Origin of the sequence: Arsenophonus nasoniae DSM 15247, assembly GCF_000429565.1 — a bacterium.
In the GTDB taxonomy this organism is placed as follows: domain Bacteria; phylum Pseudomonadota; class Gammaproteobacteria; order Enterobacterales; family Enterobacteriaceae; genus Arsenophonus; species Arsenophonus nasoniae.
In genome coordinates this window covers 1-14,911 of sequence record NZ_AUCC01000024.1, presented here as the reverse complement: position 1 = coordinate 14,911, position 14,911 = coordinate 1, and the positions used below count along the sequence as shown (strand labels likewise).

Annotated in this window: 12 protein-coding genes and 1 pseudogene; 7 read left to right on the top strand and 6 right to left on the bottom strand. The window is 36.3% G+C overall.

What is annotated here, in order from left to right:
* Positions 1-506: 506 nt before the first annotated feature.
* From ypfJ to G468_RS0107335, 3 genes are all read left to right on the top strand, one after another.
* Complete coding sequence (gene ypfJ, locus G468_RS0107345) at positions 507-1,385, top strand: KPN_02809 family neutral zinc metallopeptidase (RefSeq protein WP_026822577.1); 879 nt, start codon at positions 507-509, stop codon at positions 1,383-1,385.
* 124 nt (positions 1,386-1,509) lie between these two features.
* Positions 1,510-1,962, top strand: coding sequence for a DUF441 domain-containing protein (locus G468_RS0107340; RefSeq protein ID WP_026822576.1), 453 nt, complete (start codon positions 1,510-1,512; stop codon positions 1,960-1,962).
* Positions 1,962-3,992, top strand: coding sequence for a tRNA(Met) cytidine acetyltransferase TmcA (locus G468_RS0107335; RefSeq protein ID WP_026822575.1), 2,031 nt, complete (start codon positions 1,962-1,964; stop codon positions 3,990-3,992). Before G468_RS0107340 ends, G468_RS0107335 begins: the two co-directional genes overlap by 1 nt.
* Here G468_RS0107335 and G468_RS0107330 read toward each other — a convergent pair.
* The gene (locus tag G468_RS0107330) at positions 3,973-4,164 is read right to left on the bottom strand and encodes a YpfN family protein (protein WP_026822574.1); all 192 of its coding nucleotides are present in this window, start codon (positions 4,162-4,164) and stop codon (positions 3,973-3,975) included. The genes G468_RS0107335 and G468_RS0107330 overlap by 20 nt on opposite strands.
* Positions 4,165-4,243: 79 nt before the next feature.
* On the opposite strand from G468_RS0107330, the gene G468_RS0107325 reads away from it, so the two are divergent.
* On the top strand, positions 4,244-4,621 hold the full coding sequence (locus G468_RS0107325; RefSeq protein WP_026822573.1) for a DUF454 family protein: 378 nt from the start codon (positions 4,244-4,246) through the stop codon (positions 4,619-4,621).
* Positions 4,622-4,665: 44 nt separating this feature from the next.
* Here G468_RS0107325 and dapE read toward each other — a convergent pair whose 3' ends face one another.
* The 3 genes from dapE to G468_RS0107310 form a co-directional block, all read right to left on the bottom strand.
* Positions 4,666-5,802: a succinyl-diaminopimelate desuccinylase gene (dapE, locus tag G468_RS0107320; protein ID WP_026822572.1), complete on the bottom strand. Its 1,137-nt coding sequence runs from the start codon at positions 5,800-5,802 to the stop codon at positions 4,666-4,668.
* A gap of 2 nt (positions 5,803-5,804) precedes the next feature.
* Positions 5,805-6,179 carry an ArsC family reductase gene (locus G468_RS0107315; protein ID WP_026822571.1) on the bottom strand — a complete coding sequence of 125 codons (375 nt, stop codon included), beginning with the start codon at positions 6,177-6,179 and terminating at the stop codon, positions 5,805-5,807.
* Between the two features lie 262 nt (positions 6,180-6,441).
* A complete protein-coding gene (locus G468_RS0107310; RefSeq protein ID WP_026822570.1) occupies positions 6,442-7,062 on the bottom strand; it encodes a response regulator in 621 nt (206 codons plus the stop codon).
* 406 nt (positions 7,063-7,468) lie between these two features.
* Here G468_RS0107310 and G468_RS0107305 point away from each other — a divergent pair, with 406 nt between their 5' ends.
* Together G468_RS0107305 and G468_RS0107300 are read left to right on the top strand one after the other, a co-directional pair.
* Positions 7,469-9,748, top strand: coding sequence for an NADP-dependent malic enzyme (locus G468_RS0107305; RefSeq protein WP_026822569.1), 2,280 nt, complete (start codon positions 7,469-7,471; stop codon positions 9,746-9,748).
* A gap of 307 nt (positions 9,749-10,055) precedes the next feature.
* Positions 10,056-12,116 (top strand): S9 family peptidase, encoded by a 2,061-nt coding sequence (locus G468_RS0107300; RefSeq protein WP_210409072.1) that lies wholly within the window; start codon positions 10,056-10,058, stop codon positions 12,114-12,116.
* 73 nt (positions 12,117-12,189) lie between these two features.
* On the opposite strand, the gene xseA is transcribed toward G468_RS0107300, so the two are convergent.
* Entirely contained in the window at positions 12,190-13,539 is a 1,350-nt protein-coding gene (gene xseA, locus G468_RS0107295; RefSeq protein WP_026822567.1) for an exodeoxyribonuclease VII large subunit, read from the bottom strand.
* Between the two features lie 74 nt (positions 13,540-13,613).
* Positions 13,614-14,204: a hypothetical protein gene (locus G468_RS0107290; RefSeq protein WP_026822566.1), complete on the bottom strand. Its 591-nt coding sequence runs from the start codon at positions 14,202-14,204 to the stop codon at positions 13,614-13,616.
* Between the two features lie 599 nt (positions 14,205-14,803).
* Between G468_RS0107290 and G468_RS24670 the strand changes: the two are divergent.
* A pseudogene (locus tag G468_RS24670) lies at positions 14,804-14,911 on the top strand (Arm DNA-binding domain-containing protein); the annotation flags it as partial.

The following is a 14,911-nucleotide window of genomic DNA, read 5'->3' as shown; positions in this document are numbered from 1 at the left end:
AAACTAAAATAGTTAAATATAACTAAATAAAGCAATTAGGTATGAAAAAATTAAATTATATGCATGGCTTAAATTCTTTAGCGTTAATTATGTTGTTATTTATCAATAAGATAGATGAATTTTAATATTCCATTTATTAACTGAAATAACGGCAAAATTAAAAATTAATTAGATAATAGTATAGTTAATAATGTCTACAATACTTATGAAAAAATCAATTTAGCATATTTGGCTATGATAGTGATTAGTCACGATATCCTCGCCGTTACAACAGTAATTATGCAAATATTCAATACGGTTGTGCATCAATATTTTATCGTTTCTCTTTGACCTGCAATTAATTTTTGTGCTTAGTTTTTATTACATAGCTCTTTTCTATTTGTTCCGCAGCATTGAAATGAATTTATTAAATTTATCCTATTGAGAGTTAATAATTACACAATAATCAAGATGATTCGCTATAATCCCATCAAGGGCTAATTATTCATGTCATATTGGGAGATGATATGCGCTGGCGGGATCATCGTAGAAGCGATAATATTGAAGACCGACGAAATCAATCGGGCAGAATGGGATCACCTTTTGGTGGCGGTGGAATGCGGTTGCCATTACGTGGAAAAAGTGGTTTATTCATTTTGGTAGTTGTTTTCGTTGCCGGCTATTATGGTATCGATTTAACCAGTTTTATTACAGGCGACTCCAACATCAATTCCTCTCAACAAGCCAATTACCAACCGATCAGTGCTAAAGATCAGCAGTTAGCTGATTTTACTTCAGTTATATTGGCTTCAACTGAAGATGTCTGGCAAAAAGAGTTTAGTCGGGTAGGGCGTAGTTATACGGAGCCTAAATTAGTACTTTATCGAGGTTATACTACTACTGCCTGTGGCACTGGTCAGGCAATTATGGGACCATTTTATTGTCCGGCTGATCAGAAAGTTTATATTGATTTGTCTTTTTATGAAGAGATGAAAAATAAACTCGGGGCAGGTGGTGATTTTGCACAAGGCTATGTTGTGGCCCATGAAGTGGGTCATCATGTGCAACATTTATTGGGTATTGATCAGAAAGTGAGAGAAGCGCAACAAAGTATGAGTCGTACCGAAGCGAATAAGCTTTCGGTGAAGCTTGAACTTCAGGCTGACTGTTTTGCTGGCGTTTGGGGGAATAAAATGGACGAGCAAGGTCTGCTAGAAGAAGGAGATTTACAACAAGCGTTAGCTGCCGCTCAGGCAATCGGTGATGATCGTTTACAGCAACAAAGCCAGGGACGTATTGTGCCCGATAGTTTTACTCATGGTACCTCAGAGCAGCGTTATACTTGGTTTAAAAAAGGCTATGACAGTGGTGATTTTAAAAGTTGCAATACTTTTGGCGCACTTTAGTACGATAAAAGTCGCTGTAAGTTAGCATCCTTGTAGCGACTAATAGAGTTTTATTATTTATTTTGCTCAGTCATGATTTATTGATAGGATAATTAATTATATATTTTTATTGGTAAATAATTTTATGGGTAATTTTGATCCAACCTTGCTGATTTTATTAGTGTTGGCCGGCTTAGGAATAATTAGTCATAACATGACGGTTACACTGGCAATGTTATTTTTGCTGGTAGTTCGCATTACGCCGCTTAATAATTTTTTCCCTTGGATTGAAAAATATGGCTTGAGCATAGGTATTTTGATTTTAACTGTTGGTGTAATGGCTCCCATCGCAAGTGGCAAAATCTCACCCCATGAGGTTGTTAACGCTTTTTTTAACTGGAAATCGTTGTTGGCGATAGTGATTGGCATTTTAGTCTCTTGGTTAGGCAGTAGAGGCGTTTCTTTGATGTCGAATCAACCATCAACAGTTGCTGGATTATTAGTTGGTACGGTGATAGGTGTTGCTGCTTTTCGTGGTGTTCCTGTTGGTCCATTAATCGCAGCAGGTCTGCTCTCTTTATTGATTGGCAAGTTTTAGTGACAATTACCAGCCTAATTAATTTACAATCTCAGTTGTCCATTCATGGTCAACGCCGCTTACTGGTGTTAAGTGGTCATAGCAACTGGATCCTTGAACAGCTAATAGCGCTTAAACAAGGGATGATTGGGGATTGGCAAACCATTTCACCGCATTGGCCTGATGCTATACCGCCACAAAAAGCGGCGTCACTATTAGGACAAGAATTCTTACATGGTGTTTTTGATGCCACAAAGGGACTTCATACGGAAGCATTGCTAATGTTGGCAGGGACGCTAAAAGCGGGTAGCTATCTTATTATTTGCCTACCTGAATGGGCAACCTGGTCTCAGCAGCCAGATCAAGATAGTCAACGCTGGAATGAAATGGCGTCGATAATAGCAGTGCCAAATTTTGTTTCTTGGTTAAAATATCATCTACAACAAGATGCGAATGCCTTGCTATGGCGTGAAGGTAAACCTTTTATTGCTGATGCGCTACCCCAATTAACGGCTTGGCATCAGCCCACTGGCCAACCAACCATCGAACAAGAAAAAATTTTGCAGCGTCTACTGACTGTGGAGGCAGGAATTTGGGCATTAGTCGCGCCGCGTGGTAGAGGAAAATCTGCCTTGGCTGGTATGCTGATTGAACGGTGGCAGGGGACATGTTGGGTTTGTGCACCAGCAAAATCAGCGTCAATGATATTAACTCACTATACCAACAAAAAAATTCGCTATTGGTCAATTGATAATTTATTGGCTGATTGCCAATCACAAAAACCACATGAAGTTGATTGGTTAATTGTTGATGAAGCGGCGATGCTCCCGATTGGACAATTAAATCAATTAACACACTATTTTCCACGCTTACTGTTTACGACGACTGTTGATGGTTATGAAGGTACAGGGCGAGGATTTTTGCTAAAACTTTGTGCTCAATTAGCACAATGTCATATTCTCTCTTTAACCACTCCGATCCGTTGGGCATCGAATGATCCATTGGAAAATTGGTTAAATAATAGCTTATTATTAAAAGAATATTTACCCAAACCAACAACGATAACTAAATTAAATAACCATCACATTACGTTGTTACTCATAACGCAATCTTTATTGATTGAAAAGCCGCAATTATTATCAGCCATTTATAGTTTGCTGACTAACGCGCATTATCGTACTTCACCCCTTGATTTAAGACGTTTATTGGATGCGCAAGGAATGCACTTATTGGTTGCGCAACAAAAAAAACAACTGCTAGCGGTATTATGGTTAGTTGATGAAGGGGGACTATCTGCATCGCTTGCTCATGAAGTATGGGCTGGACGGCGTCGACCTAGCGGTAATTTAGTTGCTCAATCTTTAGCAGCACACAGTTATTTTCCGCAAGCGGCACAAATGAATTCTCAGCGAATAAGCCGTATAGCCGTTATTGCTGCTTTCCGTCGCCAGGGTGTAGCAACAAAATTACTCACTTTTTGTCAACAGCAGGCGATTAACGAGGGAAAAGATTTTCTTTCTGTTAGCTTTGGCTATTGTGAACAGTTGCAGGCCTTATGGCAGCAAAATGGTTTTCATTTGGTCAGGGTCGGTAGCCGTAAAGAAGCGACCAGTGGATTTTATACTGCTATGGCGGTATTGCCCTTATCACCAAAGGCTAGACAATGGGTGTCACGAGCGCAGTATTTGTTAAAGCGGGACGCTTTTTATATCAATCAGTTAACTGGTTTAACACTAGCAGCGATTAAAGATGATCAATTAAATGATGAAGATTGGCAGGTTTTGGCCGGCTTTGCTTACGGCAATAGAAGTTTTTCAGCTAGCTATTCAGCAATTCGACGGTTATTAATGCAGTCGTCACTGCCTTTAAAAGCGACTAGAATTCATTGTGAACATAATTTATCTATTGAGATATGTTGTCAGCAGTTAAAATTGACAGGACAAAAAATATGGTTAAAACAGGTGCGCAATGATATTGCAGACGCATTATTAGAATTAGACTGGCAGCGAGCAGAAAAACTTAAATCATGGGTTAATGCTTCTTTTGATTAGGCCAGTCATCTTCATCATCCCATTTGTTATTAAAATCACGATGAGGAGGAAGTTTGGGTTTATTATCTAAAAAACGTTTAGGATCAATTTTTTGCATCTGTTTGACAGCGCTCCAGATAATACCAATCAGGATCAGAATGATAATCCACCAGTAATCAGCTAACCAATGCATAAACTTTTTCCATTAGCAAATGTAGTAAATAAAAGTATACTCTGTTTTTCTTTATCGTATAACTATTATTGATTTCAGTATGCATTTACAACGAATTTTACTTATTATTGTGGGCTGGATTAGTATTGTCTTAGCGACATTTGGTTTACTTTTACCCTTATTACCTACTACCCCTTTTTTGCTATTAGCTGCCTGGTGTTTTTCTCGCTCATCGCCACGTTTTCATCACTGGTTACTTTATCACTCATGGTTTGGTCAATATATTCGCCATTGGCAACAGCATAAAGCGTTGCCTAAAGGCGTTAAAATTAAGCTAATTATTATTATTTTATTTACTTTTATGTTCTCACTTTGGTTAGTAAAAGCTTGGTGGATCAGAGGGGGACTATTAATTATCTTAGTGATATTACTCGGTTATATGTCAAGATTGCCAGAAATCAATGGGTCGAAAAATTAGTCCAATTTTTATCGGATTAAGATTAAAGCTAGTTAACTAAAATTTTATGCCGGTAATAATATTTTTTGCATAATTTGCTGATAAATAAGGCTTAATTGCTGTAGATCAACAACGCTTACACATTCATCAACTTTATGAATGGTTTCATTTATAGGGCCTAATTCAACAATTTGTGCACCCATTTTAGCAATAAAACGGCCATCAGATGTGCCGCCATCGGTTGATAGCTGAGGTTGATAGCCACAATATTGCGCTATGACCTGGCTAACAATATTAATTAATTTGCCTTTTTCTGTTAAAAAAGGATGACCGGATAATGACCACTCAATTTTATAATTAAGTTGATATTTTTTTAGGATTGTTTCAACTTGCTGGCGAATTTGTTGCTCGGTGAGCTCGGTGCTAAAGCGAAAATTAAATTGTATAACTAATTCACCAGGAATAATATTATTACTGCCAGTGCCAGCATGGATATTGGAAATTTGCATGCTGGTGGGAGGAAAAAAAGCATTACCGTCATCCCATTTTTTATTAACCAGTTCATTTAAAAAAGGTAATGAACTATGTATTGCATTATTGGCTAAATGTGGATAAGCGATGTGCCCTTGGATTCCTTGGACGGTGAGTTTGGCGGTTAGTGAACCTCGCCGACCATTCTTGATAATATCACCAAGCTTAACCTGGCTAGTCGGTTCACCTACAATGCAATAATCAATTTGTTCGTTGCGCATCATTAATTTATCAACCACTTTTACCGTTCCATTAGTCGCTTTAGCCTCTTCGTCTGAGGTAATTAAAAAGGCTAATCGGCCAGCATGGTTGGGAAAATCAATAATAAATCTTTCGGCGGCAACAATCATTGCCGCAAGGGAACCTTTCATATCGGCTGCTCCACGGCCATAGAGCAGTCCGTTATTTAATGTTGGTGTAAAAGGAGGATAACGCCAATTCTGAGTTGCACCTGCCGGAACAACATCGGTATGTCCAGCAAAAACTAGCGTTTCACCTTGTTCCCCATGATATGCCCATAGATTGGCGGTATCGTCAAAGGGCATGACTTCAATTGAAAAACCAATTTTTTTCAATCGATTGATTAAAATAGTTTGACAGCCATGATCATTGGGGCTAACAGAGGGTTGTTGAATAAGTTGTTGCGCAAGCTTAAGAACAGGACAAATCATAGTTAGCCTCTGTGATGCAGAAATTGTTGATACTCGTCTATTGAAAATCCAAGTAGATAATCGTTATTGGTAGTTGTTAATAATGGGCGTTTAATAATTGCTGGATATTTTAACATTAACTCTTTAGCAGTTGTGGCATCAATAATATTCGCTTTTTGCTCATCGGACAATTTTTTCCAGGTCATACCACGTTTATTGATCAAGGCTTCCCATCCTAAATATTGAATAAAAATTTCGAGTAATTCAATTGAGATCCCATCCGTGCGATAATCATGAAATTGATAGATTATATGATGATTATCGAGCCACTGACGCGCCTTTTTAATAGTATCACAATTTTTTATACCATAAAGTACGTAACTTGTTGATGTTGACATCATAATTTCCTTTTTGGATATGAAGCACTAAGATCTCTATAATGCTGCAAAATGCGATAATAATCTATATAAGGCTACAATTAAGCACAATACTTATTAAATTTATGAGAAATCGAATATAAAAATATTTAATAAAATATATTTTACATCATATAAAATGATGCATTAATTAAGTAATGCATATACATATACTATGTGTAATGTGATTTTTTATTAATAAATCATTTCTTCTTCCTTTAGTGATATTTTGTTTATGCTATATTTATTTAGCGCGCATATAAACTAGGCTGGCTTCTAAGCGAGAACGCACATTAAGCTTTTTCAATAAATTACGAATATGTACTTTGACTGTTTCTTCAGAAATAAAAAGATATTTAGATATTTCTCTATTTTTTAATCCATTAGCAATTTCACGTAATACTTCAAATTCACGTTTTGTTAATGAAGAAAGTGGATCTTGATATTGATGACGATTATTTAAATACTGATGAATTTGATTGCTAAAAACCGGTAAACCATTTGCAGCACTTTTTAGGCTATTAACTAACATATCTAATTCGCAATTTTTTAATAAATAACCATTAGCTCCAGCATCGATAGCATTATAAACATCAATTCTATTAGCAGAAAAAGAGAGAATTAATATATAAGATTTAATACCTTCTTTTCGAATTTGACGAATAACTTCAGGACCATACATATTAGATATATTAATATCCATCATAATAATATCTGGTTTTAATTGATTAGCTATATTAATAACATCAATACCATTACTGACTTCGGCAACAACACTAAATTCATGTGCAGCTTTAATGAGTTGTTTTAAACTATGACGTATTAGGGGATGTTCATCAACCAACATTATTGAATGATTAGACATAGTATATTCCTTTTTAAAAAGCCTGTAGAAATAAATGGTGTTTTTACAACTGATTTTAATTATTAGTCTTAAAAGTTTTTTGAAAAAATGAAACAGTGCAAGAATATAAGAAAAACAATATTAATGAAATAACCAAAAGGTAATTATCTTAAATAAAAAACACATGGAATTTAATAATTTTAAATTCAATAATCTTAAATTTTATAATTATGAAAAAATTAATATTATAAATGTAATTAGTTTTACATTTTAATTTTAATATTATTTAGTTATGTTATTTTTGCTGATATGATGTTTATGTTTTTCTAGTTTCTATCGGAATTGTTGCATATGTCATGATTTCATTGATAGAGATTATTATAATGGGGATGTTTTTTGCTAATAAAATTCTCTAAGGACACACACAATGGATGAAAAATTAAAACAAAGTGCGCTTGATTTTCATGAGTTTCCCCAACCAGGTAAAATTGAAGTTACGCCCACTAAGCCATTAACGGCACAACGCGATCTGGCCCTTGCTTATTCTCCCGGTGTTGCTTACCCTTGTCTTGAAATTGCCGCAGATCCTTTGGCCGCTTACAAATACACGGCTAAGGCTAATTTAGTGGCTGTCGTTTCTAATGGTACGGCAGTATTAGGCCTTGGAAATATAGGTGCTTTGGCCGGTAAACCCGTTATGGAAGGCAAAGGTGTTTTATTTAAAAAATTTTCCGGCATTGATGTGTTTGATATAGAAATAGACGAATCTAACCCAGATAAACTAATAGATGTTATTGCTGCATTGGAGCCAACCTTTGGCGGGATCAATTTGGAAGATATTAAAGCACCAGAATGTTTTTATATCGAGAAAAAGCTGCGGGAAAAAATGCAAATCCCCGTGTTCCATGATGATCAGCATGGTACGGCCATTATTTCAACCGCCGCAATATTGAATGGTTTGCGCATTGTTAATAAAAAAATTGAACAAGTTCGTTTAGTTGTTTCAGGCGCTGGTGCAGCGTCTATTGCCTGCATGAATTTATTGGTTGCATTAGGTCTTGATCGTAGCAATATTATTGTCTGTGATTCAAAAAGGGTTATCTATCGTGGCCGCGATGAACTGATGGATGAAACCAAAGCCGCTTATGCAATCGAAGATAATGGATTACGTACCTTAGCAGATGTTATTCCAGGTGCGGATATTTTCTTAGGCTGTTCAGCGCCAGGTGTGTTGACGGCAGAAATGGTAAAATCGATGGCTAATGCTCCGCTTATCTTAGCATTAGCCAATCCAGAACCAGAAATTCTCCCCTCATTAGCAAAAGCTGCGCGGCCTGATGCGATTGTCTGCACTGGGCGTTCAGATTATCCTAATCAGGTAAATAATGTACTCTGTTTTCCTTTCATCTTTCGTGGCGCATTGGATGTTGGTGCAACTACCATTAATGAAGAGATGAAACTAGCTTGTGTTCAGGCTATTGCTGATTTGGCATTAGCTGAACAGAATGACGTTGTTGTTTCCGCTTATGGTGATCAGGAGTTAAAATTTGGTGCTGATTATATTATTCCAAAACCTTTTGATCCTCGGCTAATCGTTAAGATTGCGCCGGCAGTCGCTAAAGCAGCGATGGAATCAGGTGTAGCGACACGACCCATTGAAGATTTTAATTCTTATATAGAAAAGCTTAATGAATTTGTCTATAGCACCCACCTATTTATGAAGCCAATTTTTTCTTTGGCCCGCAAAGAGAAAAAACGGATTGTGTTAGCGGAAGGTGAGGAAGAGCGCATATTGCATGCAACACAGGAATTAATATCTTTAGATTTAGCTTATCCCATTTTAATTGGTCGACCCAGTGTTATTGAAAAGCGGATTGAGAAGCTTGGGTTACAAATTAGAATTGGTGAAGATTTTGAGTTGATTAACAATGAAAACGATCCGCGTTTCAAAACCTATTGGCAACAATATTATCAATTAATGAAGCGCTATGGGGTTTCGCAAGAAATGGCGCGTAGAGAAGTTATCAATAATCCAACGTTAATTGGTGCATTGATGATCCACCAAGGTGAAGCAGATGGTATGATTTGCGGTACTATAGGTAGTTATCATCAACATTTTACCATTATAAAAAATGTGCTTGGCTTCCGGCAGAATAGTTCGGTAGCAGGTGCAATGAATGCGCTTATGTTGCCAACAGGAAATACTTTTATTGCAGATACCTATGTGAATGATAATCCTACACCGGAAGAGTTGGCAGAACTTACACTAATGGCGGCACAGGCAGTAAGGCGTTTTGGCATCGAGCCTAAAGTGGCTCTATTATCACGCTCAAGTTTTGGTTCATCAGACTGTCCATCGGCGCAAAAAATGCGTAAAACATTGGCCTTAGTTAAACGTGCCGATCCTAACTTGGAAATTGATGGTGAAATGCATGGCGATGCAGCGTTAGTTGAAAGCATTCGACGAGATATTATGCCGGATAGTACATTAAAAGGATCGGCTAATTTATTGATTATGCCTAATATGGAAGCTGCACGTATTAGTTATAACTTACTTCGTGTTACAAGTTCTAATGGAGTCACTGTGGGGCCGGTATTAATGGGAGTAGCAAAACCAGTACATATATTAACACCGGTTGTATCGGTAAGACGTATCGTAAACATGGTGGCTCTTGCTGCAGCAGAAGCACAAACTCAGCCATTATAGTTTAAAATTAGCCACTGATTTAAACCTCTGTAATATCCATTACAGAGGTTTATTGTGTGACGACAATAAAAATAGCGCTATAAATTAAGTTAATTATTTAGATATTTATTTAAAAGGTGGGTTAATTAATTGCGCTGGCTGTCTTTTATTTATTAAATTTTTGTTATTAAATAACTTAGAAATTGCCAACAGAGTGTTCTTGATAATGATGCAATTAAACCAGCACTTTTCTTATCAATATTTAAACCTTGTACTAATGACTTGGTTGTTAAATATCATCGCGTTTACCAGCTTTGCAGGAGAAAAAATGATAATTCCAATGGCTGAAAAGCAACCACATAAAATGGTGTTACATGGCGATACCCGCATTGATAATTATTATTGGTTAAGAGATGATACAAGAAAAAATAAAAAAGTTATCAAATATTTGACTGAGGAAAATCATTATACCAATACGGTATTAAAATCAGGCACCGCATTAAGGGAACAACTATACGGTGAGATGGTCGCTCGTATGGAGCAACAGGATCAATCGGTGCCTTATATTTATAATGGTTATATTTATCGTACCCTTTATCAAGAAGGTCAAGATTACCCTATTTATCAACGTAAGCCTGTTAATCGAAATAGTGATTGGCAGATATTAGTTGATGGTAATGAGCGTGCTAAGGGACATCAATTTTATTCATTGGGTGGTATTGCTGTTTCTGAAGATAATAATCGTTTGGCAATTGTTGAAGATTTCCAAGGGCGTCGTCAGTTTGAGGTTTCATTTAGACAATTAGATAGTAAAAAATGGCAGAATGCAGTCATTAAAAATACTTCTGGTAATATTGTATGGTCTAATGATAATCAAACACTCTATTATATTAGTAATCATCCTCAAACATTGTTACCTTATCAAGTCTATTGCCATCAATATGGAAAAGAGGGTGTTGAAGATAAAAAAGTTTATCAGGAGAGTGACGATAGATTTTATTTGAGCATCGCTAAAAGTAGCTCAAAAGCGTATATCTTGCTGTCGATTAGCAGTACAGAAACATCAGAATATCGATTAATTAATGCCAATAACCCCGCTGAAGTGCTTAAAGTATTTTCACCACGTCAAACAGGTCGTGAGTACGACTTAGATCATTTTCGTGATAATTTCTATATTCGCTCTAACCATCAATCGGAGCAATTTGGCTTATATGTCACACAGTCAATTCAACAGCCATGGCAAACGGTGATTGCACCAAATAAAGAGATCGATTTAGAAAATTTTGCCCTTTTTAACCGTTGGTTGGTGGTTGAAGAACGTCACAATGGATTGGTTAATCTTCGTCAGATAGACTGGCAGACAAAACAGCAAAAAATGGTTGAATTTGATGAGCCGGTATATAGCGCGTGGATTGGTTATAATCCAGAGCCTGATAGTGAGACTTTACGCTATGGCTATTCATCACTAACTACACCAATATCTGTTATGCAGATAAATATGCTAACAGGGCAACGTGAATTACTAAAACAACAACAAGTTAATAAATTTGATCAGTCACTATATACCAGTGAACGTATCTGGATTCGAGTAAAAGATGGGACAAAAGTGCCTATTTCGTTAGTATATCGTAAAGATCTATGGCAAAAAAACAAAAATCCTATTTTGATTTATGGTTATGGTGCTTATGGTATCAATGTAGATCCGGTTTTTAGTTCACCACGTTTGAGTTTGTTAGATAGGGGTTTTGTATATGCATTAGTCCATGTTCGTGGCGGCGGTGATTTAGGTAAAACTTGGTATCAGCAAGGTAAGGTTGAAAATAAGGCTAATAGTTTTAGTGATTTTATTGATGCAACTAAGATATTGATTGCCAAGGGTTATGCTGACCCAAAACGGGTTTATGCGATGGGCGGCAGCGCTGGTGGTTTATTGATGGCGGCGGTAATTAACCAGGCACCGGAACTGTATCGAGGCATTGTTGCTCAAGTTCCTTTTGTCGATGTAGTGACGACGATGCTTGATCCCTCTATTCCATTAACAACTGGAGAATATGATGAGTGGGGTGATCCTGCTGAACAAGAAGCTTATTTTCGACTAAAATCTTACAGCCCCTATGATAATATTAAGCATCAACGTTATCCCAATTTATTGGTTACGACAGGTCTATATGATTCTCAAGTCCAATATTGGGAGCCGGCAAAATGGGTGGCTAAATTAAGGGAATATAAAGTGGGTAATACTGTCTTATTGCTGGAAACAAATATGAAAGCCGGACATGGTGGACAATCGGGTCGTTTTAACCGCTTAAAGGATACGGCACTAGAATATGCTTTTATTTTGATGCTAGATGATAATAAAAAATATTTCCCTGATTTTGATATCCAATAAATTTTTGTGGCCTTATATAATAATTTAATATAAGGCTAATAAATCTATTTTTATGTATGATGATTTGTTTGAGTTAAGCAATTTTATTGATAGATAAAATTTTACTTTCAAGCCAGCCGTCTTGTAAGCGCGTTTTTAATTTTACTCCGACATCTACTTGCTGTGTATTGGTTAAAACCTTGCCATTAGGTAATTCGCTGATAGTATAACCGCGTGCTAATGTTGCTAATGGACTTACTGCTTCAAGGCGGGAACAGTTAATAGCAAATTTTTCTCGATATTGACTTAATGTTTGATTAATCAATTGTTTTAGTTGGAATTCATGTTGAATATAACGTTGACGACAAGTTTGTAATTGTGGTCGCGGATCACACAGTATTAAACGTTGTTCAAGGCTATAATGTTGACGATTAATTTGCTGTAAATAGTGTTGGGTGGCGCTAACAAGTTTTTGTTGTAATTGGATTAGATAATTTTGTTGTCGTGTTATCCGCAGTTCAGGATGTTGTTGTTGTAGTTTATGATGTAATTGACTAAAGACACGTAGTTTACGTGCCAAGAAATAGTCCATCGCCATTTCGAGTCGCTGTTTTTGTTCAAGTAGTTGGCGAAGTAATTCTTGTTGGTTACGACTTACTAGCTCAGCTGCTGCTGAGGGCGTCGGGGCACGTAAATCAGCAACAAAATCAGCAATAGTCACATCGGTTTCATGACCCACGGCAGCGATAATCGGTAATTGACTGGCAAAAATCGCTCGTGCAACCTTTTCATCGTTAAAGGCCCACAAATCTTCCAATGAACCACCACCCCGGCCGACAATCAGTACGTCACATTCTTGCCTGTGGTTGGCCACCTCAATGGCACGAACAATTTGTCGCGGAGCATCTTCCCCTTGGACGGCGGTGGGATAAATAATGACAGGTAATGAGGGATCGCGGCGTTTTAATATATTTAAAATATCGTGTAATGCAGCGCCTGTTGCTGACGTAATAACCCCCAAGCGTTTGGCCGGCATTGGTAGCGCTTGTTTGTAATGTTGAGCAAATAATCCTTCAGCTGAAAGTTTCTGTTTCAATATTTCAAATTGTCGTTGTAATAATCCATCACCTGCAGGTTGCATATTTTCGATAATTAATTGGTACTCTCCTCTCGGTTCGTACAAGGTAACCGTCGCTCGAACTAACACTTGTTGGCCATTTTGCGGTCGAAAATTGAGCCGAATATTTTGGCCACGAAACATTGCAGCACGTAGCTGCGCTTTTTCATCTTTTAAAGTGAAATACCAGTGGCCGGAAGCAGGCTGAGAAAAATTAGAAATTTCTGCATTAAGCCAAACTCGACCAAGTTGAAGTTCAAGTAATTGCCGAACTGATTGATTAAGTTGGCTAACTGAGTAAATTATACTATTTTCTAAAGTTAACATATTAAGTTAGCACCACCTTATAAATAAAATTAATGGCTTAATATTAGCAGCTATTAATTTTATTATACATAGAATCAAAATAGAGAGTGCAAATGATTATCCCATTCATATTGCTCAAGATTGGCTGTTGTCATTCGTATAGTTATATTTGTATCTTTAGGATTAGATTTTATATCGGTGATAATAAATTCCGTTTTTGGCCAAAATAATACATCATGTTTGCCATTTTTTAATAGAGCGGAAATATTAGCGCCGACTAAAGGTTCAGTATATTGAATTTCATATAAGACATTAATTTTATCATTAGCTAATGTTGTTTTATCTTTTAGGTATGGTATGACTTTATCTTGAATTTCATAGGTACTGAAAAAAGTATCTAGTTTATAAGAACTATTAGTTTGCAAAAACATCATATCAGCCGTTTTTCTGACTTCACCTCGATAAACCATTCTCGGTGTAAATTGGCTATGATAGTTATCGAATAATGATAAATGCATTAAAGATAAATTCAATTGGGCAACTAAAGGGTGATGATGATTAACTGCTGTCCCGAGTTTTAACATACTATTTAAATAAGTGTAGCTGCTATATTGGTAATCTTGAATACTATACCAATCAATAAAATGACACTTCTTATAACCTTCTAATTGATTAAATCGATTCATTGTTGACACAAAATTAATTTTAGATTTATTTTCAACATAATCTTTATCAAAAATGGGGGTTAAAAGTGCTAACGCTTCATCATAAGAATGTAGAGGTTGACTAATATTCTCATTAGCATAGAGAGAATCCAGAAAGTTAATATGCTGTTTTTCAATAGATGAAAGAGGGGGGGGGCTCTTTGGATATCGGTTTGGTAAGTCGATATTTGATTGGGGGTTATTTTATTAATGGCGAACATAACTTTCCTTAGTTTAAGCCGTTAATTTTACCCATATTTTAAACAAGTAATAAGTTTTAAAAAGTGATGGTTAGAACAGAATAAATTAACAAAAATACCTAATTACAGTAAATATATATTTGATTTGAAATTAATTAACTCATTCTGTTAATAAATAGAGTTAAAATGTCAGTAATAGCCGTTAACCGTCATCGATAGGAGATATTTTATAGATAATAAACTGTTTTATATCATTTTTATTTCTTATCTCAGCATAGAATAGCTGTTTTCAGTCACCTATTATATTCCTTGTGTCATCAAATTTATGTACATATTGGTGTACATAAAATATTATATAAAAAAGACGCAAGGAGAAAAAAGATGGCGGTAAGTGATTCATGGTTAAGAGCGGTAAATGGTAAGCCACAAGCTAAAATGGTGACTAAATCAGACAGAGAGGGTTTATCAGTTCGCGTAACACCAAAAGGT

Bases quoted from the DNA above. Each gene is read 5' to 3' on its own strand.
- G468_RS0107325 (WP_026822573.1), top strand. From the start codon at position 4,244: ATGCATTTACAACGAATTTTACTTATTATTGTGGGCTGGATTAGTATT.
- G468_RS0107300 (WP_210409072.1), top strand. From the start codon at position 10,056: ATGATAATTCCAATGGCTGAAAAGCAACCACATAAAATGGTGTTACAT.
- G468_RS0107290 (WP_026822566.1), bottom strand. From the start codon at position 14,204: ATGAATCGATTTAATCAATTAGAAGGTTATAAGAAGTGTCATTTTATT.
- xseA (WP_026822567.1), bottom strand. From the start codon at position 13,539: ATGTTAACTTTAGAAAATAGTATAATTTACTCAGTTAGCCAACTTAAT.
- dapE (WP_026822572.1), bottom strand. From the start codon at position 5,802: ATGATTTGTCCTGTTCTTAAGCTTGCGCAACAACTTATTCAACAACCC.
- G468_RS0107330 (WP_026822574.1), bottom strand. From the start codon at position 4,164: ATGCATTGGTTAGCTGATTACTGGTGGATTATCATTCTGATCCTGATT.
- ypfJ (WP_026822577.1), top strand. From the start codon at position 507: ATGCGCTGGCGGGATCATCGTAGAAGCGATAATATTGAAGACCGACGA.
- G468_RS0107305 (WP_026822569.1), top strand. From the start codon at position 7,469: ATGGATGAAAAATTAAAACAAAGTGCGCTTGATTTTCATGAGTTTCCC.
- G468_RS0107310 (WP_026822570.1), bottom strand. From the start codon at position 7,062: ATGTCTAATCATTCAATAATGTTGGTTGATGAACATCCCCTAATACGT.
- G468_RS0107340 (WP_026822576.1), top strand. From the start codon at position 1,510: ATGGGTAATTTTGATCCAACCTTGCTGATTTTATTAGTGTTGGCCGGC.
- G468_RS0107315 (WP_026822571.1), bottom strand. From the start codon at position 6,179: ATGTCAACATCAACAAGTTACGTACTTTATGGTATAAAAAATTGTGAT.